Origin of the sequence: Ammoniphilus sp. CFH 90114 (assembly GCF_004123195.1) — a bacterium.
Classification (GTDB): Bacteria; Bacillota; Bacilli; order Aneurinibacillales; family RAOX-1; genus YIM-78166.
In genome coordinates this window covers 204281-229303 of sequence record NZ_SDLI01000008.1, presented here as the reverse complement: position 1 = coordinate 229303, position 25023 = coordinate 204281, and the positions used below count along the sequence as shown (strand labels likewise).

The following is a 25023-nucleotide window of genomic DNA, read 5'->3' as shown; positions in this document are numbered from 1 at the left end:
GGTAGTCGGTTTCGTTCATTTTAACTATTTTCGAGTAAACCGCCATTTCTAGAGGCTGATTGGACATGGGTTCCGTTATCTGGGGAAAAACGTCTTAGTCGGGCCTGATTTTTGGGCAAATAACGTACGCTTTTGTCCGCCGAGGCCCCGAATGCCCAGCTTTTTGTGAAAATAACGTCCTCTGTGTCCGGATAGCCCCAACCAACCTCCCTCCAAACATCACCCCGGATCTCCCCTAAGTGAAAAACATCCTTCTTTCGTCTATAATGGAGGATATAGTCAAGAAAGGAATCATAATCAATGGAAAATCATTTTACAATAGGAATTGCGGGTCATATTGACCATGGCAAGACAACACTCACGAAAAAGTTAACGAATGTAGATACAGACCGGTTGAAAGAGGAGAAGGAACGTGGCGTGTCCATAGAACTCGGGTTCGCACCGCTAGAGCTTCCATCGGGTACTCGGGTCGGGGTGGTTGATGTACCGGGGCATGAGCGGTTTATTCGCCAGATGATTGCCGGGGCTGCGGGAATTGATCTTGTGATTCTAGTGGTGGCGGCTGATGAGGGTGTGATGCCTCAGACTCGTGAACACTTTGACATCATTCGTTTCTTAGGCATTGAGCGTGGGATCATTGCTTTAACAAAGAGGGATCTGGTGGAGAACGAGTGGCTGGAGATGGTGACCGAAGAAGTGCGGGATTGGGTGCAGGGCAGCTTCCTTGAAGAAGCACCGATTATGCCTGTGAGCTCTCATACCGGAGAGGGGATTCCGGAGCTGCTTGCGGTAGTAGATTCGATCCTTGGCACCATACCTGAGCGAGATGTGAATGAGCCCTTCCGGATGCCGATCGATCGAGTCTTCACGATTAAGGGCGCTGGAGCTGTTGTTACCGGAACGATCTATGAAGGGAAGGTGTCTGAAGGGGATATCGTAGAGGTGTACCCGCTGGGAGAGCGAGTTAAGGTAAGACAGCTCAATGTACATCATCAATCCGCCCAGACGGCATTCGCTGGACAGAGAGCAGCGCTTAACCTAGGAGGAATTGACTTTAAGGATATGGAGCGAGGCTATGCGCTCACGGCACCGGATTACTTCCGGAAGACCGACCGTCTCGATATTCGTTTTCAGATGCTGGAGCACCACGACTTTGCCCTGAAGCAAAGAACGAGGGTCCGACTTCATATTGGAACCACGGAGATTATGGCGAAGATTATCTACTATGATCGCAACGAACTTCAACCTGGAGAGGAAGTGCTATGTCAGCTGCAGCTGGAGGGCGAGATCATTGCGAAGACGGGGGATCCTTTTATCCTGCGACGTCTCTCTCCTACTACCACACTAGGTGGAGGACAAGTGTTATCTCCTTATGGGGTGAAGAGAAAATTCGGAGAGAAGACGGTGGAGCTATTGAACCTGCTAAAGGGCGGAGATGAGTGGCAGATGCTGCAATACGTCTTAGCGGAAGATGGCTATGCAACGACGGAGGAGATTGATTTTCAATTGGCCTTTGGGATGGAGCGCCTCGAATCGATGTTGGAGCAATATCAGCAAGAGGGTCAGGTGGAGCGTTTTCATGATTACGTGATTTTATCGGAATCCTTAAAGGAATGGACGGATAAGTTAAAGGTTACGCTGATGAAGTATCATAAGGATCAGCCGATGCGCATCGGGATGAAAAAGTCTGAGCTGCGAAGCAAGCTTTTCCCCAATCTCACAGACAAGCTATGGAGAGAGTACATCGGTTGGCTGAAAAATAAGAATATAATAGAAGAAACAGATGAAACGGTAAAGATGAGAAGTCATCAACCTGTGATTCCAGCAGCGCTCCAGGCGTCGGTTCAGAAGATCATTCAAACCCTAAGAAAAGAAGGATTGTCAGTCAGTGGGTGGAATGACATAGCACAGAAGAATGGGATCAAGCCGAACCAAGTGAATGAGATCAAGGTATACTGTATTGAGCAGGAGGATTTCGTGTCCATGGGCCCGGATATGATCGTGGATGCAAAGGTCTATTGGGATACGGTGGCCAACCTGCAGCAACAGCTTCCACAAGGAACACCATTTAGTACACCACAAGTGAAAGACCTATTAAATGTATCGCGGAAATACTTGATTCCCTTCCTAGAATCGCTCGATGACCACGGACTGACGAAGCGGGTGGAAAACGAGAGAGTCTGGATAAGGATGACCGCTAAGGCAAAATAGTAAAACCTATCCTATAAATACAAAAGCCTTCCAATTGGGGGCTTTTTGTCGTTTGGGGGTTGCAAAAGTGTTGAGAAATAGGTATTATGGATAAAGTTTTGAAAGAGAACTCTTGAATATGGCAGAGTCATTTTCGAAGCATCAACTTGAGAGTTGAAGACCAAACAGAAAATGTTGAAAAAAAGCTTGCAATGTATTGGGCTTTTTAATATAATGTTGAATGTTGGTCGATGGACGCGATGATGCGGGAGGTTGCTGACACACCCGGAGGCATTGTCATGGTGACGAGCCACCAACCCAACTCGCCGTAAGGTTGACGGGTTACGATCAGGGTAAATTTCCGCGGAGAATTGTCCGTTTATAAAATGGGCGAAAAGGAGGGACTTAAATGGCAAAGCAAAAGATTCGTATTCGTTTAAAGGCTTATGATCACAGAGTGCTTGATCAGTCCGCAGAAAAGATTGTTGATACTGCTAAGCGTTCCGGTGCAGAGGTGTCCGGACCGATTCCTCTTCCTACTGAGAAGCAGGTTTACACAATCCTTCGTGCGGTTCATAAGTACAAAGATTCTCGTGAGCAATTCGAGATGCGTACGCATAAGCGTTTGATCGATATCGTTAATCCAACTCCACAAACTGTGGATGCGCTAATGCGTTTGGATCTACCATCTGGCGTAGATATCGAAATCAAATTGTAATTTCTAATTAACGATAATTACATTCAATATATCAGAACGAAGAATTTTTGAATCAGGAGGTGGCAAACATGTCTAAAGGAATCTTAGGTAAGAAGGTTGGTATGACTCAAATTTTCGCTCCTACTGGAGAAGTAATCCCAGTAACAGTTGTTGAAGCTGGTCCTAACGTTGTTCTTCAAAAGAAGACAAACGAAGTGGATGGATACGAATCTTTGCAGCTTGGTTTCGACGAGAAGAAAGAAACTCGCGCTAACAAGCCTGAACAAGGTCATGCGAAGAAAGCTAACACAACAGCTAAGCGTATCGTTCGCGAATTCCGCGGCATGGAAGGTTTTGAAGTAGGTCAGGAAGTGAAAGCTGACGTATTTGCCGAAGGTGAAAAGGTTGATGTAACTGGAACATCTAAAGGTAAAGGATTCGCTGGTGCGATCAAGCGTCACGGACACTCTCGCGGACCAATGGCTCACGGTTCTAGATACCACAGAGGACCAGGTTCTCTAGGTTCTATTGCAGCTAACCGCGTGTTCAAGGGAATGAAATTGCCTGGACGTATGGGTACCGATAAAGTAACAGTTCAAAACTTAGAAGTAGTTAAAGTAGATACAGAGCGTAACTTGTTGTTGATCAGGGGTGCAATACCTGGACCAAACAACGGATATGTGGTTGTAAAGTCTACAGTAAAAAGCGGTAAGTAATTAGGAAAGGAGGATTCGCTATGCCTAAAGTAGCTCTATTTAACCAAACTGGGGCACAAGTAGGGGAAATTGAATTGGCTGATTCCGTATTCGGAATTGAACCAAACCGATCTGTGCTTCACGATGCAGTATTAATGCAACAAGCTTCTATGCGCCAAGGTACACACGACACAAAGGGACGTTCTGAAGTGCGTGGTGGTGGACGTAAACCTTGGAAACAAAAAGGAACTGGACGCGCTCGTCAAGGTAGCATCCGTTCTCCGCAATGGGTAGGTGGAGGAATCGTTTTCGGACCAACTCCTCGCAGCTATTCTTACAAGCTTCCTAAGAAAGTTCGTCGCCTTGCGATTAAATCTGCTCTTTCTTCTAAGGTTCAAGCTAACGAAATCCTTGTACTAGAAGGATTGGCGTTCGATGCTCCAAAGACGAAGGAAATGGTTCAAGTTCTTAAAGGTCTAAACGTTGACAGCAAGGCTCTAGTGGTTACTGGTGAATTCACAGATGCTGTAGCGAAGTCTGCGAGAAACATTCCTGGAATCAAGTTTGTAACTGCAGAAGGAATCAACGTTCTTGACGTGTTGAAGCACGACAAATTAGTTATCACTAAAGATGCGGTAGCTAAAGTAGAGGAGGTGCTTGGATAATGAAAGACGTACGCGATGTTATCCTGCGCCCTATTATCACAGAACGTACAACTGAGATGATGAGCTTCAACACTTACGTGTTTGAAGTAGCGCCTAAGTCCAATAAAACAGAAATCAAGCAAGCGATCGAGAAGATCTTCGACGTGAAGGTTGAATCTGTTAATACCATGAACGTAAAAGGTAAGCCTAAGCGCATGGGACGTTATGTTGGTAAGCGTAAAGACTGGAAGAAAGCCATCATTAAGCTTTCTGCTGATAGCAAGGCTTTAGAATTCTTCGAAGGCGTATAATACGCCAATTCTTGAAAGAAGGAGGGAAACGAAATGGGTATCAAAAAGTATAAACCGACCTCACCTGGTCGTCGTCAAATGACAGTTTCTACTTTTGAAGAGATCACAACCAACCAACCGGAAAAATCTCTTCTTGCTCCTCTTCATAAGAAAGCAGGACGCAACAACCAAGGTAAATTGACAGTTCGTCATCAAGGTGGCGGGCATAAGCGTCAATACCGTATCATCGATTTTAAGCGTACGAAGGATGGAATACCAGGCCGCGTTGCTACAATCGAGTACGATCCGAACCGCACAGCAAACATCGCTTTGATCAACTATGCGGACGGAGAAAAACGCTACATCATCGCTCCTCACGGATTGAAAGTGGGAGATGTTATCGAGTCTGGTTCTGAAGCAGACATCAAGGTAGGTAACGCTCTTCCGCTAGCTAATATGCCTGTGGGTACGACGATCCACAACATCGAGTTGAAGCCAGGAAAAGGCGGACAAATGGTTCGTTCTGCTGGAGCATCTGCTCAGTTGCTTGGTCGTGACGGTGACTATGCAATCATCCGTTTAACATCCGGAGAAATCCGTAAAGTTCGTCAAGAGTGCCGCGCGACTGTAGGTCAAGTAGGTAACCCTGATCACGAGCTTATCAATGTAGGTAAAGCTGGACGTTCTCGTTGGTTGGGTAAGAGACCAACTGTTCGTGGATCTGTAATGAACCCAGTAGATCACCCACACGGTGGTGGTGAGGGACGTGCACCTATCGGACGTAAGTCTCCAATGTCTCCATGGGGTAAACCAACCCTTGGTGCTAAGACTCGTAACAACAAGAAAGAATCCACGCAATATATCGTTCGTAGACGTAAAAAATAATGTGATATGGGTACGGTTCGGAAGGGCCGTACGTATGTCGCGAAGGGAGGTTCTCTCATGGGACGTAGCTTGAAAAAAGGGCCTTTTGTAGACGATCATCTAATGAAGAAGGTAGAAGAGCAGAACGCAAAGGGAGATAAGAAGGTTATCAAAACTTGGTCTCGCCGTTCTACTATTTTCCCCGATTTCGTAGGCCACACATTCGCTGTATACGATGGACGTAAACATGTTCCTGTTTATGTAACTGAGGATATGGTAGGTCACAAGTTAGGTGAATTCGCACCTACTCGTACTTACAAGGGTCACGATTACGACGAGAAGAAAACGAAAAGACGCTAATATATTTTTGATTGTAAGAGAGGAGGTTCAGTCATGGAAGCGAAAGCTATTGCAAGACAAGTGCGCATCGCTCCTCGTAAAGTTCGCCTAGTTGTTGACTTGATCAGAGGTAAGCAAGTTGGAGAAGCATTAGCGATTTTAGCACACACTCCTAAAGCAGCTTCACCTGTTGTTGAAAAGGTATTGAAGTCTGCTATCGCAAACGCTGAACACAATTTAGAATTAGATCCTAACAGCTTAGTAATAAGCAAGGTATTCGTAGATGAAGGTGCTACCTTGAAGCGTTTCCGTCCTCGTGCGATGGGTCGCGCAAGCCGCATCAACAAGCGTACTAGCCACATCACAGTAGTAGTATCTGAGAAATAAGGAGGGATAAGGCATGGGTCAAAAAGTCAGCCCTACGGGACTCCGAATTGGAGTTATTAAGGACTGGGAGTCTAAGTGGTATGCGAATGACAAAGAATACGCTACCCTTTTACACGAAGACATTAAAGTCCGCGACTATTTGAAGAAGCGTTTAAAAGACGCATCTGTAGCTAGCATCGAGATCGAGCGTGCAGCTAACCGTTTGAACGTGAATGTCCACACTGCTAAGCCAGGTATGGTAATTGGTAAAGGTGGTTCCGAAGTTGAAGCTCTTCGTAAGAAGTTAACGGAAATGACCGGAAAAAGAGTTCACATCAACATCACTGAAATTAAGAGTGCAGATATGAATGCAACACTAGTTGCTGAGAATATCGCTCGTCAATTAGAAAACCGTATTTCTTTCCGTCGTGCACAGAAGCAAGCTCTTCAAAGAACTATGCGTGCAGGAGCGAAGGGAATCAAGACTATGGTAAGCGGACGTCTTGGTGGAGCAGACATCGCGCGTTCTGAAGGATATAGCGAAGGAACTGTTCCTCTTCACACACTTCGTGCGGATATCGATTATGGTACTGCGGAAGCGCACACTACCTATGGTCGTATCGGCGTGAAAGTATGGATCTATCGCGGTGAAGTTCTTCCTACTAAGGCGAAGAAAAACGCTGAGGAAGGAGCGCAATAATCATGTTAGTACCTAAGCGCGTAAAACATCGTAAGCAATTTAAAGGTAACTTCGCTGGTAAAGCTAAAGGTGGTACAACTGTAGCTTTCGGCGAATACGGTCTTCAAGCTCTTGAAACTTCCCGTATCACCAACCGTCAGATCGAATCTGCGCGTATCGCGATGACTCGTTATATCAAACGTGGTGGTAAGGTTTGGATTAAGATTTTCCCTGATAAGCCAGTAACAAAGAAGCCTCTAGAAGTACGTATGGGTAGCGGTAAAGGTTCCCCTGAGCAATGGGTATCCATCGTTAAGCCGGGTAAAGTACTTTTCGAATTGGCTGGTGTTCCTGAAGAAACAGCACGTGAAGCTATGCGTTTGGCTATGCACAAACTTCCAATCAAATGTAAGTTTGTAAAGCGCGAAGAAGTGGGTGGTGAAGCAAATGAAAGCTAAAGAATATCGTAATCTAACCACTGCTGAAATCGAACAAAAGATTTCTTCTTTGAAAGAAGAGCTTTTCAACCTCCGCTTCCAATTGGCAACTGGCCAATTAGACAACCCATCTAGCATTCAAAAAGTTCGTAAGGATATCGCGAAAGCGAAAACTATCCTTCGCGAACGCGAATTGGGAATCGGATAATCGATTAAAGAGAGGAGGTCTACACAGTGGAACGTAACAATCGAAAGACACTCGTAGGTAAAGTCGTGAGCGATAAGATGGATAAAACCATCGTAGTGTTGGTAGAGACCTACAAAAAGCATCCTCTATACGGGAAGCGTGTAAAGTACTCTAAAAAGTACAAAGCACATGACGAAACAAACCAAGCTCAAATCGGCGATAAGGTTGAAATCATGGAAACTCGTCCATTATCCAAGGATAAGCGTTTCCGTTTGGTTGAAATCGTTGAAAAAGCTGTTATTATTTAATCTTGTTCGGATAGATTAAAGATCCGAAAGGAGGGACTTAGAGAATGATCCAAACACAATCTCGTTTGAAAGTTGCTGACAACTCTGGTGCGAAAGAATTAATGTGTATCAAAGTGCTTGGCGGTACTGGACGCAAGACTGCTAACATCGGCGATATCATCGTTTGCTCTGTTAAATCCGCTACACCCGGTGGCGTTGTCAAAAAGGGTGATGTAGTAAAAGCGGTTATCGTTCGTTCTAAGACAGGTGCTCGTCGTATCGACGGTTCTTATATCAAGTTTGATGAGAACGCAGCTGTTATCGTAAAGGATGATAAATCCCCACGTGGAACTCGTATCTTCGGACCAGTTGCTCGTGAGCTTCGTGAAAAAGACTTCATGAAGATCGTTTCTTTGGCTCCGGAAGTGCTATAGGTTGAACAAAATTATTAACACATCTCGATTGACAAGGAGGTGCCCTCATGTCACAAAAGAAGTTACACGTTAAAACAGGTGATACGGTTGTAGTTATCACTGGTAAGGATAAAGGTAAAAAAGGCCGCGTACTTGCTGCATTCCCTAAGGAAAACCGTGTATTGGTTGAAGGAATCAACATGGTAAAGAAGCATACCAAGCCAAACCCTGCGAATCCTCAAGGTGGTATCGTTACTCAAGAAGCGTCTATTCATGCTTCTAACGTAATGGTAGCTGATCCTAAGAGTGGAGAACCTACGCGTATTGGTTACAAAGTTTTAGATAATGGTAATAAAGTGCGCTACGCAAAAAAATCTGGCGAAGTTATCGAGTAGTCAGGTGAGAAAGGAGGGCCAAGTATATGGCAGCTAGACTAAATGACTTGTATAAAGACAAGATTGTTCCTGCATTAATGTCTAAGTTCGGTTACAATTCCATCATGCAGGTTCCTAAAATAGAAAAGATCGTCATTAACATGGGTGTTGGTGAAGCTGTAGCTAACGCAAAAGCGTTGGACGGTGCTGTAGCTGACTTAACAGCGATCACTGGCCAAAAGCCAGTAGTAACTCGCGCGAAGAAATCTATCGCTGGTTTCCGTCTTCGTGAAGGAATGCCTATCGGTACTAAAGTAACTCTTCGTGGTGAGCGTATGTATCACTTCATGGATAAGCTTTTCAACGTTTCATTACCGCGTGTTCGTGACTTCCGTGGGATTTCCGATAAGGCTTTCGATGGCCGCGGAAACTACACTTTAGGTCTTAAAGAGCAGTTAATCTTCCCTGAAATCGAGTACGATAAAGTGGATAAGATTCGTGGAATGGACATCGTGTTCGTAACAACTGCAAACACGGATGAAGAAGCTCGTGAACTATTGACTCAATTAGGCATGCCTTTCAGAAAATAGATCCCAATTACTCAAACGAGGAGGGAAAACAGTGGCAAAAAAAGCAATGGTAATTAAGCAACAGCGGGACCCGAAGTTCAAAGTACGTGCATACACACGTTGCGAACGTTGCGGACGTCCTCACTCTGTATTGCGTAAATTTCAACTTTGCCGTATCTGCTTCCGCGAATTGGCTTACAAAGGCCAACTTCCTGGAGTAAAGAAAGCAAGTTGGTAAACCCGGGTTATGGGAAGGAGGTTTTAAAACATGACGATGACAGATCCAATTGCAGATATGTTAACTCGCATTCGTAATGCGAACATGGCTCGTCACGAAAAACTGGAGGTTCCTGCTTCTAATGTGAAGAAGGAAATCGCTCGAATCCTTAAAGAAGAGGGCTTCGTTCGTGATGTAGAGTTTATCGATGATAGCAAACAAGGTATCATCCGTATTTTCCTTAAGTATGGTGCCGACAATGAATTCGTAATCAGCGGATTGAAGAGAATCAGTAAGCCAGGATTGCGCGTTTATGCGAAGAAAAATGAAGTTCCTCGCGTACTAGGCGGACTTGGTATCGCTATTCTTTCAACTTCTAACGGTATCCTTACTGATAAGCAAGCACGTGCTTCTCAAACAGGTGGAGAAGTATTAGCTTACGTTTGGTAATACATCGAGAACAAGAATGGAGGTGTAACGATGTCTCGTGTTGGTAAGAAACCAGTAATCATCCCTGAAGGGGTTACTGTTACTATTGATAACAACTTTGTAACTGTAAAAGGTCCTAAAGGACAACTTGCGCGTCAATTCAACCAAGATCTTGATATCTCTGTTGAAGGCAACGAGTTGAACGTAACTAGACCTTCTGATAATAAAATTCACCGTGCATTACACGGAACGACTCGTAGTGTAATTTCTAACATGGTGGAAGGTGTAACTAACGGTTTTGCTAAGAACCTTGAAATGGTTGGGGTTGGATACCGTGCTGCTAAAGCTGGTAACAAGCTTACTCTTAGCGTTGGTAAGTCTCACCCAGTTGAGATTACTCCTGAAGAAGGAATCGAATTCGATTTACCTGCTCCGACTAAGATCATTGTTAAAGGAATCGACAAAGAGCGCGTGGGTCAAATTGCTGCGGAAATCCGTTCTGTACGTGAGCCTGAGCCTTATAAGGGTAAAGGTATCCGTTATGAAGGCGAACGTGTACGCCGTAAAGAAGGTAAGACTGGTAAGAAGAAATAAGGCTAGTTAGCCGAAGAAAGGAGCGACCAAGATGATTGCGAAACCTGATAAGAACAAGATCAGAAAGAAAAGACACTATCGTGTTCGCAATAAGCTTCAAGGTACAGCAGCTCGTCCTCGTTTGAACGTATTCCGTTCTTCGAAGCATATCTATGCACAAGTTATTGATGATGCGAGTGGTGTAACCTTGGCTTCTGCTTCTACTATGGATCCTGAGCTTAAAGATGCTGTAGGACACGGTGGAAATGCGGATGCTGCACAAAAAGTTGGAGAATTAGTAGCGAAGAGAGCAGCTGATAAGGGAGTTACTGAAGTGGTTTTCGACCGTGGAGGATACCTTTATCATGGACGTGTAAAATCTCTTGCAGAAGCAGCTCGTGAAGCTGGTTTGAAGTTCTAATCTCCGTGCCCGGTTACTCGGGCAATCTATCATCTTATGAGCAACATTTGGTGATCTCTTACAAGAGGAGGGAAAAATATGCGTATTGACGCTAGCGGTCTTGAGCTAGAAGAGAAAGTAGTAGCCATTAACCGTGTATCTAAAGTTGTAAAAGGCGGACGTCGTTTCAGCTTTAGCGCACTAGTTGTGGTTGGCGATAAGAACGGACATGTTGGCGCTGGAATGGGTAAAGCTTCCGAGGTTCCAGATGCGATCCGTAAAGCAATCGATGATGCAAAGAAAAACTTGATTAAGGTTCCTTTAAGAGGAACAACATTACCTCACCAAATTTCTGGACGCTTTGGCGCAGGTCACGTATTAATGAAGCCTGCTGCACCTGGTACAGGAGTAATCGCTGGAGGACCGGTTCGTGCGGTTCTTGAGTTGGCTGGTGTAGGTGACGTATTAAGTAAGTCTCTAGGAACAAACAATCCAATCAACATGGTAAATGCTACGTTAGAAGGACTTAGCCGTCTGAAGACTGCAGAACAAGTGGCTAAGCTTCGCGGAAAAACTGTAGCTGAGTTGTTGAAATAGGAGGGAAAATCAGACATGGCTACATTGAAGATCACCCTCAAGAGAAGTTTAATCGGCCGTCCGCAGGATCAAAAAGCTACGGTTGAAGCTCTTGGTCTTCGCAAGATCCACCAAACCGTTGAGAAGGAAGACAATGCTTCCATCCGCGGAATGGTTGAAAAAGTGAAGCATTTGGTTGAAGTTACAGAAGCGTAAAGTTCGTTAATATAGTTTAAAGCAAGCAAGAGGAGGTGCGATCATGAAGCTACACGAATTGAAACCAGCTGAAGGATCTCGTAAAGAGCGCAAACGCGTTGGACGCGGAACTAGTTCTGGATGGGGTAAAACTGCAGGACGTGGTCATAAAGGTCAAAAGGCTCGTTCCGGCGGTGGTGTTCGTCCAGGATTCGAAGGGGGACAAAACCCACTTTACCGTCGTCTGCCTAAGCGTGGATTTACGAATCCTAATCGCGTAGAGTACGCAGAAGTGAACCTTGACAGATTAAATCGCTTTGAAGCGAACACAGAAGTCACTCCAGAGATTCTCTTGGAAACAGGAGTAATCAGCAGCTTGAAGGACGGAGTGAAAATCCTAGGCAATGGAGAACTTACTGTCGCTTTAACAGTGAAGGCAAACAAATTCTCTCAATCTGCCATTGAAAAGATCGAAGCTGCTGGCGGTAAAACTGAGGTGATCTAATGTTTGGCACCCTCTCCAACATATTCAAGATTGGCGACTTGCGTCGGAAGGTGATTTTCACCCTCTTGATGCTCGTCGTCTTTAGAATTGGAGCACACGTGCCAGTACCGAATATTAATGTGTCTCTGTTGGAAGCCTTTGGAGAGCAAAATAACATCTTCGGCTTCCTGAACACATTCTCAGGTGGTGCGTTGCAGAATTTCTCTATCTTTGCGATGGGGATTATGCCTTACATTACGGCCTCAATTATCATGCAGTTGCTATCAATGGATGTTGTACCTAAGTTCACAGAGTGGGCTAAGGAAGGAGAAGCAGGTCGCCGAAAAATCGCTCAATTAACTAGATACGGGACGATTATTCTAGGGTTTATCCAAGCTATTGGTTTATCCTTCGGGTTTAATAACTTATACCCGGGATTAGTTGTTGATCCTAGTGTATCGACCTATCTGCTAATTGCGATTACTTTAACGGCTGGAACTGCTTTTCTCATGTGGTTAGGAGAACAAATCACCGAGTATGGAATTGGTAATGGTATTTCGATTATCATTACGGCTGGTATTATTGCAAGTATTCCTGATGGAGTCCGCGCGATCTATGCCGCTGAATTCTTTAACGCCGGAGATGCGATTTTCCTCCATGCTTTAAAACTTTTAGTCATCCTACTTGTTCTTATTGCGATCATTGTAGGAGTTATCTTCGTACAACAAGGGATTCGTAAGATCCCTGTTCAATACGCCAAGCGCGTTGTAGGTCGCAGAATGTATGGTGGTCAATCCACTCATATTCCTTTAAAAGTAAATGCAGCTGGAGTAATGCCTGTCATCTTTGCGATTTCACTGATTGTGTTTCCACCGACCATTGCAAACTTCTGGGCTGGTAACGGAATTGCAGATTGGATCATCACGAACTTTGACTACCGTGCTCCTTTAGGGATGTTCCTATACGTATTGTTAATCATTGGATTCACATTCTTCTACACCTTCGTGCAGATTAATCCGATGCAAATGGCTGACAATATGAAGAAAAACGGAGGTTACATTCCGGGTATACGTCCAGGTAAAACAACGGTTCAATTTATAACTCGTACTCTGAATCGCCTTACGTTGGCGGGAGCGATTTTCTTAGCACTGATATCGATCTTACCGGTTATCTTTACTGCTATGAGTAATCTTCCCCAACAAGTTCAAATTGGTGGAACTTCCCTACTGATTGTAATTGGTGTAGTATTAGATACGATGAAACAAATTGAAAGTCAGTTAATAAAGCGTCATTATCAGGGCTTTATTAAGTAACTAACGTTTTTTGCCGATAGGGACGGGAGGAGAGAAGAGAGATGAACATTATCTTGATGGGTTTACCAGGAGCAGGGAAAGGTACACAAGCGGAATATATTGTTGAGGAATTTAAGGTTCCTCACATTTCTACAGGTGATATCTTTCGCGCCGCAGTGAAGGAGCAAACTCCACTAGGTATGGAAGCTAAGTCTTATATGGATCAAGGGCTGTTGGTTCCAGATCATGTGGTGATCGGTATTGTTAAGGAACGTTTAGGTAAAGATGATTGTAGTAATGGTTTTCTGTTGGATGGATTCCCAAGAACGGTTGCTCAGGCCGAAGCGCTTGATCAGACGATTGAGGACCTTGGACGAAAACTTGATCATGTCGTGAATATCGAAGTGGATCGCAGCGAATTGTTGGCTCGTCTGACTGGTCGTCGCATCTGTCGCAGTTGTGGTGCTTCCTATCACGTTGTCTTCAACGCTCCTGAGAAGGAAGGCGTATGTGACAAGTGTGGTGGTGAGCTATACCAACGTGAAGACGATAATGAAAAGACAGTAGCTACTCGTCTTGATGTTAACATTGAACAATCCGCTCCATTGCTTTCTTACTACAACGGTAAGGGCTTGTTAAGAAATATCGATGGTCAGCAGGATATCGGTAAAGTGTTCGAAGATATTGCAAACCTATTGCGAGGTCAAGCATAATGATCATTTGCAAGTCAAAAGCAGAGCTTGAGATCATGCGTGAAGCTGGACGTATCGTTGCTTTAACGCACCAAGAGCTTGCCAAATCAATTCGACCAGGTATTACTACCCGAGAGTTAGATGATTTGGCGGATCAATTTATCCGTAGCATGGGTGCCATACCTTCTTTTAAAGGCTATGGTGGATTCTCCGGGAGCATTTGTACTTCCGTGAATCAAGAACTTGTTCATGGTATTCCAGGCAATCGAGCGTTGCAGGATGGCGATATTATTAGTGTCGACATCGGCGCGGAGTACAAAGGATATCATGGAGATTCTGCATGGACTTATGCAGTGGGTACGATAACCGACCAAGCGAAGAAGCTTATGGAGGTTACGGAACAATCCCTGTATAAGGGTCTAGAACAAGCTGTTCCAGGTGCTAGATTGTCAAATATTTCTCATGCTGTTCAGGCGTATGCAGAGGCTCATGGCTTCTCCATCGTCCGTGAGTACGTAGGGCATGGAATTGGACGGAACTTGCATGAAGATCCACAGATCCCTAACTATGGACCTCCTGAGAGAGGACCACGGTTGAAGCCAGGGATGGTTCTAGCAATAGAACCAATGGTTAATGCGGGTGAGCGTTATGTTCGTACATTAGAGGATAATTGGACTGTAGTCACGGTAGATCATTCTCTGTGTGCGCACTATGAACATACCATCGCGATTACGGAAGATGGCTATGAGATATTGACAAGGCCCTAAGCGAAAGGTGATCCATGGTGAATGATTCCGAGACGCCGTCGTGTGTCGGTCAAGTTGTACAGATCTTGAAAGGGCGAGATGGACAGAAGTATGCCTTCGTGATCGGTCAGATTGACGAACGGTATATTCTCGTTGCTGACGGGGATAAACGGAAGTTCGATCGTCCAAAAAAGAAAAATGTGCTTCACTTGAAGTTTATGGATTACGTATCTCAGGAAGTGCGTCAGAGCCTTCTTGATACGGGGAGAGTATCCAACAGCAAGTTAAGATATGCAATGAATAAGTTTCTTGAGACCCAATTGGAAGAACAAAGCAAAGGAGAGTGAATCCCTATGGCTAAAGAAGATGTAATCGAAGTGGAAGGTACGGTCATTGAGCCGTTGCCAAACGCGATGTTTAGAGTGGAACTTGAGAACGGACATAAGATCTTAGCCCACGTATCCGGAAAAATCCGTATGCACTTCATCCGTATTCTCCCGGGAGATAAGGTAACCGTAGAGCTATCTCCTTATGATTTAACTCGAGGTCGAATTACGTATCGTTTTAAGTAGTGATTGCTTCTCTATGAACCCAGTTCGGCGTAGAAAGAAGCGTCAGAGGAGGGCCGCGCACGCGGCACAACAATTACTCCCGTGTTGGTAGATTATTCGACGCAGTTCGGGAGTGATAGAGGAGGTTATCATCGTGAAGGTTAGACCATCCGTTAAGCCGATTTGCGAAAAATGCAAGATCATTCGACGCAAAGGCAAAGTAATGGTTATTTGTGAAAACCCAAAGCATAAGCAAAGACAAGGATAATACTGAAGGAGGTGTCAACGTATGGCCCGTATCGCGGGAGTTGACTTACCACGTGAAAAGCGCGTGGAAATCGCATTAACTTACATTTTTGGTATCGGACGTTCTACTGCAGGTCAAATTCTTGCTTCCACTGGAATCAGCGAGCAAACTCGTGTTCGTGATCTAACAGAAGAAGAAGTGGCTAAACTTCGTGAGTATATCGATAAGAACGTAAAAGTTGAAGGGGATCTTCGTCGTGAAATCTCTCTTAACATCAAGCGTTTGATCGAGATCGGTTCTTACCGTGGAGTTCGTCACCGTCGTGGATTGCCTGTACGCGGACAACGTTCTAAGACGAATGCTAGAACGCGTAAAGGTCCTCGTCGTACAATCGCTAATAAGAAGAAGTAAAGGAGGTAAATCAATAAATGGCGAAAAGAAAAACAGCTGTTACACGTACTAAGCGTCGTGACAGAAAAAATATCGAATCTGGTGTAGCTCATATCCGCTCTACTTTCAATAACACCATCGTTACAATCACTGACCCGCATGGTAACACCATTTCTTGGGCAAGTGCTGGTGGTCTTGGTTTTAAAGGATCTCGTAAGAGCACTCCGTTCGCTGCGCAAATGGCTGCTGAGCAAGCCGCAAGAACAGCTATGGAACATGGTATGAAGGCTGTTGAAGTAACGGTTAAAGGACCAGGATCTGGTCGTGAAGCTGCAATTCGTTCTCTACAAGCTGCTGGTCTAGAAGTTAACATGATTAAAGATGTTACTCCTATTCCTCACAATGGTTGCCGTCCACCAAAACGTCGTCGTGTCTAATTTGGCGGATTTTTTCGCAAGTTAGAAGTTTAAACAATACGTTCTCTGTCTATACTGGATTCATGTAGTGCATTTTGCCTAAAAATGCATGAGAACGGGTAGCAAACTTAGGTTGCGATATACTTGGTAACCGCCGAAGGGGAATTCCGGTTGTGGGGCAGGTAAGGATCCGTGCCATGCCTACGGTCCCCGTACTTCGCTGCCGGAATTTTCGACGTTTGAAGGAGGGTTTGGATATGATCGAAATAGAAAAGCCTAAAATAGAAGTGGTAGAAGTTAATGATAATGCTACCTATGGTAAGTTTGTCGTAGAACCGCTAGAGCGTGGTTATGGTACAACATTAGGAAACTCCTTACGTCGTATTTTACTTTCTTCTCTACCAGGTGCTGCTATCACGAGTGTACAGATCGACGGAGTTTTGCATGAGTTCTCTACGATTGAAGGAGTAGTCGAAGATACGACTCAAATTATCCTTAATATCAAACAGCTTTCCTTGAAAATTCACTCTGATGAAGTCAAGTATCTCGAAATCGATGCCGAAGGTATTGGTGACGTGAAAGCTGGAGACATTCGTGCAGATAGCGATGTTGAAATTTTGAATCCAGATTTGCATATCGCTACGTTGGAAGATGATGCACGTCTACACATCCGCTTAAAGGCCAACCGTGGTCGTGGATATGTACCGGCAGATCAGAACAAAGATCTAGATCAGCCAATTGGTGTCATCGCCATCGATTCTATCTATACGCCAATTTCTCGCGTAAACTATCAAGTGGAGAACACCCGTGTAGGGCAAGTAACTAACTATGATAAGTTAACGTTAGAAGTTTGGACGGATGGAAGCATCCGCCCAGAAGAAGCAGTTAGCCTTGGGGCTAAGATCCTTAACGAGCATTTGAACTTGTTCGTTGGATTAACTGATGAGGCAAAAGATGCTGAAATCATGGTAGAAAAAGAAGAAGACAAAAAGGAAAAAGTTCTCGAGATGACGATCGAAGAACTAGATCTTTCTGTTCGTTCTTATAACTGCTTAAAACGGGCAGGCATAAACAGCGTTCAAGAGCTGACCATGAAAACGGAAGAAGATATGATGAAAGTCCGCAATCTTGGACGTAAGTCGTTAGAGGAAGTACAAGAAAAGCTCGCCGAACTTGGTCTTTCCCTACGACAAGATGATTAGTTCACAAGTAAAAGGGAGGGAATCTAAATGGCATACTCTAAGTTAGGCCGTAGGTCTTCCGCTCGTAAAGCATTATTCCGTGATTTAGTAACGGATTTGTTCATTAATGAGCGTATTGAAACTACTGAAACAAAGGCGAAGGAAGTCCGTTCTATCGCTGAAAAATTAATCACTTTGGCAAAGCGTGGAGATCTTCATGCTCGCCGTCAAGTTGCTGCATTTGTTCGCGCTGAGGTTGCTAATGCTGAATCCGGACAAGACGCAGTTCAAAAATTATTCGATGACATCGCTCCTCGTTTTGCTGAGCGTAACGGTGGTTACACTCGCATCCTTAAGCTTGGGCCTCGCCGTGGAGACGGTGCACCTATGGTTTATTTGGAGCTTGTTTAATACTGGATTGACCAAAAAGGGTGGGGCAGAATCTAAGGGATACCTTGATTCTGATTCTGTGCCCTTTTTTTGTATGTAAAAAGAAGGGAGTGAATCCTCTATGATTCGCTTCAAACAAGTCTATTTCTCTTTTCCCAATCAACCAGAGGTAGAAATTCTAAAAGGAATTGATCTCTCCATCTATGAAGGGGAGTTCCTAACGATTATTGGACACAATGGTTCCGGGAAATCTACCCTAGCAAAGCATATGAACGGTCTACTGCTGCCGACAAAAGGGAAGGTCGTCGTAGATGGGGAATTAGCTACAAGTGTGGACCAGGATATCTGGAAGATCCGTCAGCGCGTAGGGATGGTCTTTCAAAATCCGGATAATCAATTTGTTGCGCCAACTGTTCTGGATGATGTGGCTTTTGGATTAGAGAATCTCGGTGTTCCTCGTGAAGATATGATGTCCCGCATGGAGAAAGCCTTGCGCCAAGTGGGGATGTGGGACTATCGTGATCGAGAACCTCATCGTCTCTCTGGAGGTCAGAAGCAGAGGGTGGCTATTGCCGGGGTTTTAGCGATGAAGCCTAAGCTGGTCGTTTTGGATGAAAGCACTGCAATGTTGGATCCTATGGGAAGAAAAGAAGTGATAAAAACGGTGACTGAACTTCGCAACGAGGGGATCACCGTGGTAAATATCACCCACTATCTAGAAGAAGCTTTGTCTTCAGACCGTGTCGTCGTGATGAACGACGGTCAAATATTCAGACAAGGTTCGCCTCAGGAGATCTTTAAAGAAATCGATGTGTTGAAAGGAATCGGGTTGGATGTTCCTTTTTCTGTGGAACTAGCAGCACGTCTTCGCAAGCGTGGTTTTGCGATTGAAGAGGAAGTGTGGCATCCCCAACAGTTGGTGGAGAGATTATGGACCTTATTGTAAGACAACTTACGCACGTTTACGGACAAGGAACGCCTTTTGAACGTTTGGCCTTGCATCCCATGGATCTTCACATTCCCTCTGGTACGTTTACCGCAGTTATTGGTCAAACGGGATCGGGGAAGTCTACTCTCGTTCAGCATTTTAACGGCTTGTTGCGCCCAACTTCAGGAGAAGTGCAGGTCGGCGATCTGGTCATTACGAGTCATAGGAAGCAAAAGCTAAGGGACCTTAGACGGAAGGTCGGACTGGTCTTTCAGTATCCGGAGTATCAACTGTTTGAAGAGACGGTGGAAAAGGACATTGCCTTCGGACCCAGTAACTTCGACCTCCCAGCCGAGCTGATCAAAGCTAGGGTAAAGGAGGCGATGGAGCTCGTCGGCCTATCTTATGAGAAGTTTAAGGATGTTTCGCCTTTTTCCCTTAGTGGGGGGCAAAAGAGACGGGTGGCTCTCGCGGGTGTGCTCGCTCTTCAGCCCAAAGTCTTGATCTTAGATGAGCCTACCGCAGGTCTTGATCCCCATGGAAAAAAAGAGATCCTCGAACGCTTGTACCGAATGCACAAACAAGAGGGATGGACTACGATACTTGTAACGCACAACATGGAAGATGCGGCTCGATATGCGGATCAAGTTGTTGTCATGAAGGATGGAACCGTGTTCTTACAAGGAACTCCGGAAGAAGTGTTCCAGCACGGAGAGAAAATTCAAGAGATTGGGCTGGATCTCCCTGACATTACGCAATTTATTCTAAAACTAAATCTTGGGCTTGAACGACCGCTGCCTACGAATATCTTTTCGATGAACAAGCTAGAAGAAGAGCTTCTTAAGCGAAGGAAGGTGGCAAAGCGATGAACTTCCTAAATCAGATTCCCATCGGTCAGTTTGTCCCGGGAACGTCCTTTGTCCACCGACTGGATCCTCGTGCGAAGCTTATTTTTGTTGTGTTTTTTATCGTTCTCGTCTTTTGGGCCAAGGAGCCTGTTTCCTATGCTCTCTTGATCGGATTCGTACTAGCTTCCATTCTCGTCTCTCAAATTTCGCCAGGCTATCTATTTAGAAGCTTGAAGCCGATTATTTGGATCATCCTGCTTACTGTTATTATTCATCTTTTTGTAACTAAAGGCGGGGACATTCTATTTGCTTGGAAGTGGATCGAGATTCATGAAGAAGGGGTTAAGCAAGCGATCGTCATTTCCCTGCGTTTAATTCTGCTCATGTTAATGGCTTCTCTTCTAACACTTACGACGTCTCCTATTGACCTAACCGACGGGATTGAACGGTTATTTCAGCCTCTGGCTCGATTCGGATTTCCCGCCCATGATTTGGCTATGATGATGTCGATTGCTCTTCGTTTTATCCCCACCCTCATTGAGGAGACGGATAAGATCATGAAGGCTCAGATTTCCCGAGGGGCAGATTTTGAGAGCGGGAACTTATTGAAGCGAGCAAAGAACATGGTTCCCCTATTAATCCCTTTGTTTGTGAGCGCGTTTAGAAGGGCAGAAGAGCTCGCTTTAGCGATGGAGGCTCGTGGGTACCGGGGAGCCATCGGACGCACGAAGCTAAGGGAGCTAGCCTGGTCTAGGCATGATCTGGTTCTATTAGCCACGGCTGTTCTACTCATCTTGGTCTTCATCATCATTAAAAGCTGGAGGTAAGTCTCATGGAGGAACTCCGCAAAGTCAAATGCACGGTCAGCTATGATGGAGGAAATTACGGAGGCTATCAACTACAAGAGAATTTTGTCACGATCCAGCAGGTGTTGGAAGAGGCATTAAAGAAGGTGATAAAGCGACCGGTCCGTATCTATGCCTCCGGTCGAACAGATGCCGGTGTTCATGCAAGGGGACAAGTCTTTCATTTTCAGACTCCTGTGATACTTCCTGAAGATCGCTGGCCATTAGCGATGAATTGTTTATTACCCGAAGATATTTCTGTACTCGCCGCGACCTATGTTCCGGATTCTTTTCATGCTCGATTCGATGTAAAAGAGAAGACTTATCGCTACTGTCTGTGGAATCGTCGGATTCCTGATGTATTCTTGCGTCGCTATTCTTGGCATATTCCTTATGCTCTGGATCTGGAGAAGATGAGAGAAGGAGCTCAATACCTTATTGGAGAACATGACTTTACTTCGTTTTGCTCAGTGAAGGCAGTGGTAGAGGATAAGGTTCGGAAGATCTATGACATCGCGATTGAGGAACAGAATGATGGAGAAGTGTGGTTTACGTTCCGTGGGAAAGGGTTCTTGTACAATATGGTCCGGATTATCGTAGGGACTCTGGTCAATGTGGGAGCTGGGAAGATACAGCCAGCCGATGTTCGGAGGATTCTAGAAGGACGAGAGCGTACTTTAGCCGGAAAAACGGCTCCGGCTCAGGGGTTATTTTTATGGGAAGTGAAGTATTAGACTTAGGAAAAAATTAGTATAGGAATTGTACGCCGGGAAACGTTGTTTCTTACTTGACTCTTTTCGATTTATGTTATAAACTATTCTTTGGTTATTTTAAATTCCCACCTCCCACGCCCGGGACTTTAAAATATAGTTACGACGGTTTTATTTATTTAACATTTAGGCCATTTTACCGAGATTTATTAGGCACTTAGGAGGGAAATCGATGCGTACCACATATATGGCTAAGCCAAACCAAGTTGAACGCAAATGGTATGTTGTTGATGCAGAAGGCCAAACCCTTGGTCGTCTTGCAAGTCAAATAGCTACAGTTATTCGCGGAAAGAACAAGCCTGAATTCACACCACATGTTGACACTGGTGATTTCGTGGTTGTTATCAACGCTGACAAGATCAAGTTGACTGGTAATAAGTTAAACAACAAGATGTACTACTTCCACTCTTTACACCCAGGTGGATTGAAGCAATTTACTGCAGCTCAAATGTTGCAAAGAAAGCCAACCAAATTGGTTGAACTAGCGGTTAAAGGAATGCTTCCTAAGAACCGTCTTGGTCGTCAATTGTTCACTAAGTTGAAGGTTTATGCTGGATCTGAGCATCCGCATCAAGCTCAACAACCAGAAGTAATGGAAATTCGCGGTTAAGGATTAAAGGAGGTTTCAACTCGTGGCAACTGTACAATATTACGGAACTGGACGTCGTAAGCACTCCGTAGCTCGTGTTCGCCTTGTACCAGGCGATGGTCGCGTTATGATCAACAAGCGTAGCATGGATGAATATTTTGGTGGTTTGGAAGTATTAAAGCTTATCGTTAACCAACCGCTTGTGTTGACTGAAGTAGCTGGCAAGTACGATGTACTTGTAAACGTTAAGGGTGGCGGAAACACAGGACAAGCTGGAGCAATCCGTCACGGGATCTCCCGTGCATTGCTTCAAGCAGATCCTGAGAGCCGTGGATCTTTGAAGAGAGCAGGATTCTTAACACGTGACCCTCGTATGAAGGAACGTAAGAAATACGGTCTTAAAGCTGCTCGTCGCGCTCCTCAGTTCTCCAAGCGTTAATTTTGGATGTGCGAAAAGAAGAAACCAGTCTGGGATACCAGGCTGGTTTTTTTTTGTTGAGTGAAGGATTAACTAAAAGGTAACGAGTAAGTGATTGCTTTTGCAGCTCCTTTTTGGGAAAGGTTCATTTTTCTAAGTAGCCTAGTGGTTGCGTTAATAGATTCCAAGTGGAGTAGTTGTCGGCATTCTTTATTTGAGATCGTCTCGTGTAGATAAAGATGGTCCTTGATCGTCTCCTGGTGAGCGAGTTTATTAACTTGACGACATTGGGGGCAATACCAGCTTCCATGGATCCGCTGCATAGGGATATGATGGCAAGTTAAGCACCGGACCCCTAGGGTTAGGTCCGATGAGGTAAGCGAGTACCTTTCGAGAATGTTGAATTGCTTGGACTTGTATTGCTGTTGCTCTTGAACGATGAGGTCACTTATCTTTTGTATCATGTACGGGGTTAGTAGTTTTTCTTTTTGCTCCTTTTCAAGTTGGACTATACGTTCAGGGATTTGTTCCGCTTGAAGAATCTTTTCGAAGATCTTGTGCATGCCTGGGTTGGTTTCGAGTAGGGTAGAGGGATCTCCGATGGAGACGAGGGTTTCAATGGGACATGGCTTAATTCTTTGTTCTTTGAGCCATTTTAGAAGTTGTATCTTTTGTCTCCGGGTTTGGGTAACTGGATCGGAGAAGGAGTCCACATCGTCCTTATAGGTACGGATCATTTGCTTAGTATGTTGGTTAAAAAGAGCTTACCAAAGAAATTTTTGGACTCAATAATAAAGATGAGGTAAGGGGTTAGGACGAGGGTGTCAATTTGGAATGGCTTCCCGTCAGTTACAAGGTTTAGGTCGGTTAGAATGAGATAGTCTTTTTCAGGCAAAAAGCTGAGATGGTAGTCAAGGTTCTGTTCACCGTCGAAGCCTCTCTTTCTCTTTTTGAGATTTCTTGTAATTTTGTGCCTCATTTTGTGGTCCGGAAGCAATCTTCTGAGGAGTGACTCCTTCTGATGTATGATAAGGGGCTTCTTGCGTGGTTTTATGAACATATTTTTCCTCCTTTCTTATCAATTTTTGTTCTTCAGGTGGAGGGGCAAGTCCTTCTTCTCCGACTTAAGTGCTTCTCTCAAGCTGAAACTCACGTTTTTTCTCGTATACTCACGAGTTGGTTGTTTTTTCTCACGCGTAAGGAAGTGGATGTCACGATCCAATAACGATTTCAAATAGCAGGGCTATTTTTATCACGAATATGAGCTTTTTACTCATGATCCGGTAATCATTTCATTTAACTAGACCGTAAATCCCTCCGATAACTACTTCACCAGCCCAAACTCCCGAAAACCACGTATAAACTCACGGACAATAGTTACGGAGTCACAAAACAGTAACCATTACAAATAGCCGACTCGGACGACCGACCACCTGACCTGACCACCTTACCGTTCTCATCACCCCCAACCATCATCCCACTCATGTATGAACTCCCCAACAACGAGAAACAATGGATAGAAAAACGACAAACTAGGAACTAGGTGATACAACATGGAAGACAACATTGTTTCATTTGAGAAGTTAGCCGTTGATCGACATGAAGCTCTTCAGAAGAAGGCTTTATATGGGATTGATAGCCAAGAGTTGAATAAGTACTATGAGGCGGTTGTTAAAGATACCATTGAACATTTTTCTTTTTTGCAGAAGTATCTCGCTGAAGAATTCCTTGGGGATACGGTCATCGATTGCTTCACGATGGGGATTAAGGCTAGTAAGCTACGGTTGGATGGCAAGAGTGTGGAGGATATTGAGTATGTGTACTCTCATGATCTACAGGAGTCGTTGGCTCAATTATCTCAAAGGCATCAGTTATATCAGTTTTTGCGGGAATTAGATGTTTATTCTTTGTCCATGATGGCAGAGGATCTAGGTGGGAAGTGGTTCCGCAAAGGCATCTTATACGGTGAGAAGCAGCGGAAAATGCGTCTTATGTAATTGTAACTTGATCTGTCATATCTTGAGCACCTGTCCCATAAATTGATAAAGATAAAACTGGACGAGGTGGTGCTGCGAGATGGTCAAGCAAAAAAAGGTACTACTGTGGATTGCCTGTTTTTTGCTGCTCTTATCTATCGTTACTTATGAATATCCGATGAGCGAATCATGGACTGCTTGGTCTCTGCCTTTGTCGGGTGCCATTATTGCGATTGATCCGGGACACGGAGGATTCGACGGAGGAGCCATGAGCAAGGATGGTATAATTGAAAAGGATGTTGCTTTAAATATTTCGTTATACCTGAGGGATTTCTTACAGGAAGCGGGGGCGCTGGTGGTTATGACGAGGGAGATAGACGACGATCTCGTCCAGGAAGGGAAGAAGGGCAAGCTGAAACGTGAGGATATTCATAACCGGGTGAGGATCATCAATTCAAGCCATGCGGACCTTGCGGTGAGTATTCATCTGAATGCGATTCCATCTCCGAAATGGTTTGGAGCCCAGACCTTCTACTTCCCAGCTAAGCAGGAAAACCAGACCCTAGCCTTTCTCATTCAGGACGAGATTAAGAACAAACTAGAAAATACGACGCGCTTTGCGAAGAAGAAGAGTGACATGTATCTCTTGAAGAACGTAGAGATGCCTTCTGCCCTTGTAGAAGTTGGGTTTCTCTCCAATCCTGGCGAAGCTTCTAAGCTTGGTACCAAAAAGTATCAAAAAAGCATGGCCAATGCGATCTATCAAGGCATTCTAAGATATTATGGCGGGGAGAGCATTCCAAGTACGGAGTATTTGGAATAGCCTACTTGTGGGCAAT

At 44.7% G+C, this 25023-nt stretch carries 42 protein-coding genes; 40 read left to right on the top strand and 2 right to left on the bottom strand.

Annotated features, from left to right (window positions below; all coding sequences use genetic code 11):
- The first annotated feature begins 300 nt into the window (after positions 1 to 300).
- From selB to rpsI, 38 genes are all read left to right on the top strand, one after another.
- Positions 301 to 2211, top strand: a complete 1911-nt coding sequence (gene selB, locus EIZ39_RS18560) for a selenocysteine-specific translation elongation factor (RefSeq protein WP_129201575.1) — start codon at positions 301 to 303, stop codon at positions 2209 to 2211.
- A 388-nt stretch (positions 2212 to 2599) separates the two neighbouring features.
- Positions 2600 to 2908 (top strand): 30S ribosomal protein S10, encoded by a 309-nt coding sequence (gene rpsJ, locus EIZ39_RS18555; RefSeq protein WP_129201574.1) that lies wholly within the window; start codon positions 2600 to 2602, stop codon positions 2906 to 2908.
- A gap of 68 nt (positions 2909 to 2976) precedes the next feature.
- Positions 2977 to 3603 carry a 50S ribosomal protein L3 gene (rplC, locus tag EIZ39_RS18550; RefSeq protein WP_129201573.1) on the top strand — a complete coding sequence of 209 codons (627 nt, stop codon included), beginning with the start codon at positions 2977 to 2979 and terminating at the stop codon, positions 3601 to 3603.
- 20 nt (positions 3604 to 3623) lie between these two features.
- Entirely contained in the window at positions 3624 to 4247 is a 624-nt protein-coding gene (rplD, locus tag EIZ39_RS18545; RefSeq protein WP_129201572.1) for a 50S ribosomal protein L4, read from the top strand.
- Positions 4247 to 4537, top strand: coding sequence for a 50S ribosomal protein L23 (rplW, locus tag EIZ39_RS18540; protein WP_129201571.1), 291 nt, complete (start codon positions 4247 to 4249; stop codon positions 4535 to 4537). Before rplD ends, rplW begins: the two co-directional genes overlap by 1 nt.
- 33 nt (positions 4538 to 4570) lie before the next feature.
- Positions 4571 to 5401: a 50S ribosomal protein L2 gene (gene rplB / locus EIZ39_RS18535; RefSeq protein WP_129201570.1), complete on the top strand. Its 831-nt coding sequence runs from the start codon at positions 4571 to 4573 to the stop codon at positions 5399 to 5401.
- A gap of 57 nt (positions 5402 to 5458) precedes the next feature.
- Complete coding sequence (gene rpsS / locus EIZ39_RS18530) at positions 5459 to 5740, top strand: 30S ribosomal protein S19 (protein WP_129201569.1); 282 nt, start codon at positions 5459 to 5461, stop codon at positions 5738 to 5740.
- A gap of 33 nt (positions 5741 to 5773) precedes the next feature.
- Positions 5774 to 6106, top strand: a complete 333-nt coding sequence (rplV, locus tag EIZ39_RS18525) for a 50S ribosomal protein L22 (RefSeq protein ID WP_129201568.1) — start codon at positions 5774 to 5776, stop codon at positions 6104 to 6106.
- A 13-nt stretch (positions 6107 to 6119) separates the two neighbouring features.
- Positions 6120 to 6785, top strand: coding sequence for a 30S ribosomal protein S3 (gene rpsC / locus EIZ39_RS18520; RefSeq protein WP_129201567.1), 666 nt, complete (start codon positions 6120 to 6122; stop codon positions 6783 to 6785).
- A 2-nt stretch (positions 6786 to 6787) separates the two neighbouring features.
- Positions 6788 to 7222, top strand: a complete 435-nt coding sequence (gene rplP, locus EIZ39_RS18515; RefSeq protein WP_129201566.1) for a 50S ribosomal protein L16 — start codon at positions 6788 to 6790, stop codon at positions 7220 to 7222.
- Positions 7212 to 7409 carry a 50S ribosomal protein L29 gene (gene rpmC, locus EIZ39_RS18510; protein WP_129201565.1) on the top strand — a complete coding sequence of 66 codons (198 nt, stop codon included), beginning with the start codon at positions 7212 to 7214 and terminating at the stop codon, positions 7407 to 7409. Before rplP ends, rpmC begins: the two co-directional genes overlap by 11 nt.
- Positions 7410 to 7435: 26 nt before the next feature.
- Complete coding sequence (gene rpsQ / locus EIZ39_RS18505; protein WP_129201564.1) at positions 7436 to 7696, top strand: 30S ribosomal protein S17; 261 nt, start codon at positions 7436 to 7438, stop codon at positions 7694 to 7696.
- A 44-nt stretch (positions 7697 to 7740) separates the two neighbouring features.
- Positions 7741 to 8109 (top strand): 50S ribosomal protein L14, encoded by a 369-nt coding sequence (gene rplN / locus EIZ39_RS18500; RefSeq protein WP_129201563.1) that lies wholly within the window; start codon positions 7741 to 7743, stop codon positions 8107 to 8109.
- 47 nt (positions 8110 to 8156) lie between these two features.
- Positions 8157 to 8483, top strand: coding sequence for a 50S ribosomal protein L24 (gene rplX, locus EIZ39_RS18495; RefSeq protein ID WP_129201562.1), 327 nt, complete (start codon positions 8157 to 8159; stop codon positions 8481 to 8483).
- Between the two features lie 26 nt (positions 8484 to 8509).
- Positions 8510 to 9052 (top strand): 50S ribosomal protein L5, encoded by a 543-nt coding sequence (rplE, locus tag EIZ39_RS18490; protein WP_129201561.1) that lies wholly within the window; start codon positions 8510 to 8512, stop codon positions 9050 to 9052.
- Between the two features lie 31 nt (positions 9053 to 9083).
- Positions 9084 to 9269: a type Z 30S ribosomal protein S14 gene (locus tag EIZ39_RS18485; RefSeq protein WP_129201560.1), complete on the top strand. Its 186-nt coding sequence runs from the start codon at positions 9084 to 9086 to the stop codon at positions 9267 to 9269.
- Positions 9270 to 9299: 30 nt separating this feature from the next.
- Positions 9300 to 9698 (top strand): 30S ribosomal protein S8, encoded by a 399-nt coding sequence (rpsH, locus tag EIZ39_RS18480; protein ID WP_129201559.1) that lies wholly within the window; start codon positions 9300 to 9302, stop codon positions 9696 to 9698.
- A 30-nt stretch (positions 9699 to 9728) separates the two neighbouring features.
- Positions 9729 to 10271, top strand: coding sequence for a 50S ribosomal protein L6 (gene rplF, locus EIZ39_RS18475; protein WP_129201558.1), 543 nt, complete (start codon positions 9729 to 9731; stop codon positions 10269 to 10271).
- A gap of 31 nt (positions 10272 to 10302) precedes the next feature.
- Positions 10303 to 10671: a 50S ribosomal protein L18 gene (rplR, locus tag EIZ39_RS18470; RefSeq protein WP_129201557.1), complete on the top strand. Its 369-nt coding sequence runs from the start codon at positions 10303 to 10305 to the stop codon at positions 10669 to 10671.
- 78 nt (positions 10672 to 10749) lie between these two features.
- Positions 10750 to 11247 (top strand): 30S ribosomal protein S5, encoded by a 498-nt coding sequence (rpsE, locus tag EIZ39_RS18465; protein ID WP_129201556.1) that lies wholly within the window; start codon positions 10750 to 10752, stop codon positions 11245 to 11247.
- Between the two features lie 15 nt (positions 11248 to 11262).
- Positions 11263 to 11442 (top strand): 50S ribosomal protein L30, encoded by a 180-nt coding sequence (rpmD, locus tag EIZ39_RS18460; RefSeq protein ID WP_129201555.1) that lies wholly within the window; start codon positions 11263 to 11265, stop codon positions 11440 to 11442.
- A gap of 43 nt (positions 11443 to 11485) precedes the next feature.
- Positions 11486 to 11926 carry a 50S ribosomal protein L15 gene (gene rplO / locus EIZ39_RS18455; RefSeq protein WP_129201554.1) on the top strand — a complete coding sequence of 147 codons (441 nt, stop codon included), beginning with the start codon at positions 11486 to 11488 and terminating at the stop codon, positions 11924 to 11926.
- Entirely contained in the window at positions 11926 to 13218 is a 1293-nt protein-coding gene (secY, locus tag EIZ39_RS18450; protein ID WP_129201553.1) for a preprotein translocase subunit SecY, read from the top strand. Before rplO ends, secY begins: the two co-directional genes overlap by 1 nt.
- Positions 13219 to 13259: 41 nt before the next feature.
- A complete protein-coding gene (locus tag EIZ39_RS18445; protein ID WP_129201552.1) occupies positions 13260 to 13910 on the top strand; it encodes an adenylate kinase in 651 nt (216 codons plus the stop codon).
- The gene (map, locus tag EIZ39_RS18440) at positions 13910 to 14656 is read left to right on the top strand and encodes a type I methionyl aminopeptidase (protein WP_129201551.1); all 747 of its coding nucleotides are present in this window, start codon (positions 13910 to 13912) and stop codon (positions 14654 to 14656) included. Before EIZ39_RS18445 ends, map begins: the two co-directional genes overlap by 1 nt.
- A gap of 14 nt (positions 14657 to 14670) precedes the next feature.
- A complete protein-coding gene (locus EIZ39_RS18435) occupies positions 14671 to 14982 on the top strand; it encodes an RNA-binding protein (protein ID WP_368666333.1) in 312 nt (103 codons plus the stop codon).
- A 6-nt stretch (positions 14983 to 14988) separates the two neighbouring features.
- Complete coding sequence (gene infA, locus EIZ39_RS18430; protein ID WP_071307888.1) at positions 14989 to 15207, top strand: translation initiation factor IF-1; 219 nt, start codon at positions 14989 to 14991, stop codon at positions 15205 to 15207.
- A 133-nt stretch (positions 15208 to 15340) separates the two neighbouring features.
- On the top strand, positions 15341 to 15454 hold the full coding sequence (gene rpmJ, locus EIZ39_RS18425) for a 50S ribosomal protein L36 (RefSeq protein WP_057900126.1): 114 nt from the start codon (positions 15341 to 15343) through the stop codon (positions 15452 to 15454).
- Between the two features lie 21 nt (positions 15455 to 15475).
- Complete coding sequence (gene rpsM, locus EIZ39_RS18420) at positions 15476 to 15844, top strand: 30S ribosomal protein S13 (protein WP_129201550.1); 369 nt, start codon at positions 15476 to 15478, stop codon at positions 15842 to 15844.
- 17 nt (positions 15845 to 15861) lie between these two features.
- Positions 15862 to 16260, top strand: a complete 399-nt coding sequence (rpsK, locus tag EIZ39_RS18415) for a 30S ribosomal protein S11 (RefSeq protein ID WP_129201549.1) — start codon at positions 15862 to 15864, stop codon at positions 16258 to 16260.
- Between the two features lie 236 nt (positions 16261 to 16496).
- Positions 16497 to 17441, top strand: coding sequence for a DNA-directed RNA polymerase subunit alpha (locus EIZ39_RS18410; RefSeq protein ID WP_129201548.1), 945 nt, complete (start codon positions 16497 to 16499; stop codon positions 17439 to 17441).
- Positions 17442 to 17468: 27 nt separating this feature from the next.
- Positions 17469 to 17831, top strand: coding sequence for a 50S ribosomal protein L17 (gene rplQ, locus EIZ39_RS18405; protein ID WP_129201547.1), 363 nt, complete (start codon positions 17469 to 17471; stop codon positions 17829 to 17831).
- Positions 17832 to 17931: 100 nt separating this feature from the next.
- Positions 17932 to 18756 carry an energy-coupling factor transporter ATPase gene (locus tag EIZ39_RS18400; RefSeq protein ID WP_129201546.1) on the top strand — a complete coding sequence of 275 codons (825 nt, stop codon included), beginning with the start codon at positions 17932 to 17934 and terminating at the stop codon, positions 18754 to 18756.
- Positions 18741 to 19607 (top strand): energy-coupling factor transporter ATPase, encoded by an 867-nt coding sequence (locus EIZ39_RS18395; RefSeq protein ID WP_129201545.1) that lies wholly within the window; start codon positions 18741 to 18743, stop codon positions 19605 to 19607. Before EIZ39_RS18400 ends, EIZ39_RS18395 begins: the two co-directional genes overlap by 16 nt.
- Positions 19604 to 20413 carry an energy-coupling factor transporter transmembrane component T family protein gene (locus EIZ39_RS18390; protein ID WP_129201544.1) on the top strand — a complete coding sequence of 270 codons (810 nt, stop codon included), beginning with the start codon at positions 19604 to 19606 and terminating at the stop codon, positions 20411 to 20413. Before EIZ39_RS18395 ends, EIZ39_RS18390 begins: the two co-directional genes overlap by 4 nt.
- A gap of 5 nt (positions 20414 to 20418) precedes the next feature.
- Positions 20419 to 21165, top strand: a complete 747-nt coding sequence (gene truA / locus EIZ39_RS18385; protein WP_129201543.1) for a tRNA pseudouridine(38-40) synthase TruA — start codon at positions 20419 to 20421, stop codon at positions 21163 to 21165.
- A 208-nt stretch (positions 21166 to 21373) separates the two neighbouring features.
- Positions 21374 to 21811: a 50S ribosomal protein L13 gene (gene rplM, locus EIZ39_RS18380; protein ID WP_129201542.1), complete on the top strand. Its 438-nt coding sequence runs from the start codon at positions 21374 to 21376 to the stop codon at positions 21809 to 21811.
- Between the two features lie 22 nt (positions 21812 to 21833).
- Positions 21834 to 22229 (top strand): 30S ribosomal protein S9, encoded by a 396-nt coding sequence (rpsI, locus tag EIZ39_RS18375; protein WP_129201541.1) that lies wholly within the window; start codon positions 21834 to 21836, stop codon positions 22227 to 22229.
- A 68-nt stretch (positions 22230 to 22297) separates the two neighbouring features.
- Here the strand turns inward: rpsI and EIZ39_RS18370 are convergent, their stop codons facing one another.
- Together EIZ39_RS18370 and EIZ39_RS18365 are read right to left on the bottom strand one after the other, a co-directional pair.
- Positions 22298 to 22945 carry a hypothetical protein gene (locus tag EIZ39_RS18370; protein ID WP_129201540.1) on the bottom strand — a complete coding sequence of 216 codons (648 nt, stop codon included), beginning with the start codon at positions 22943 to 22945 and terminating at the stop codon, positions 22298 to 22300.
- The gene (locus EIZ39_RS18365; RefSeq protein ID WP_129201539.1) at positions 22942 to 23268 is read right to left on the bottom strand and encodes a nuclease-related domain-containing protein; all 327 of its coding nucleotides are present in this window, start codon (positions 23266 to 23268) and stop codon (positions 22942 to 22944) included. Before EIZ39_RS18365 ends, EIZ39_RS18370 begins: the two co-directional genes overlap by 4 nt.
- Before the next feature lie 493 nt (positions 23269 to 23761).
- Between EIZ39_RS18365 and EIZ39_RS18360 the strand changes: the two genes are divergently transcribed.
- Complete coding sequence (locus EIZ39_RS18360; protein WP_129201538.1) at positions 23762 to 24205, top strand: DUF2521 family protein; 444 nt, start codon at positions 23762 to 23764, stop codon at positions 24203 to 24205.
- 79 nt (positions 24206 to 24284) lie between these two features.
- A complete protein-coding gene (gene cwlD, locus EIZ39_RS18355) occupies positions 24285 to 25007 on the top strand; it encodes an N-acetylmuramoyl-L-alanine amidase CwlD (protein ID WP_129201537.1) in 723 nt (240 codons plus the stop codon).
- The last annotated feature ends 16 nt before the right edge of the window (positions 25008 to 25023 follow it).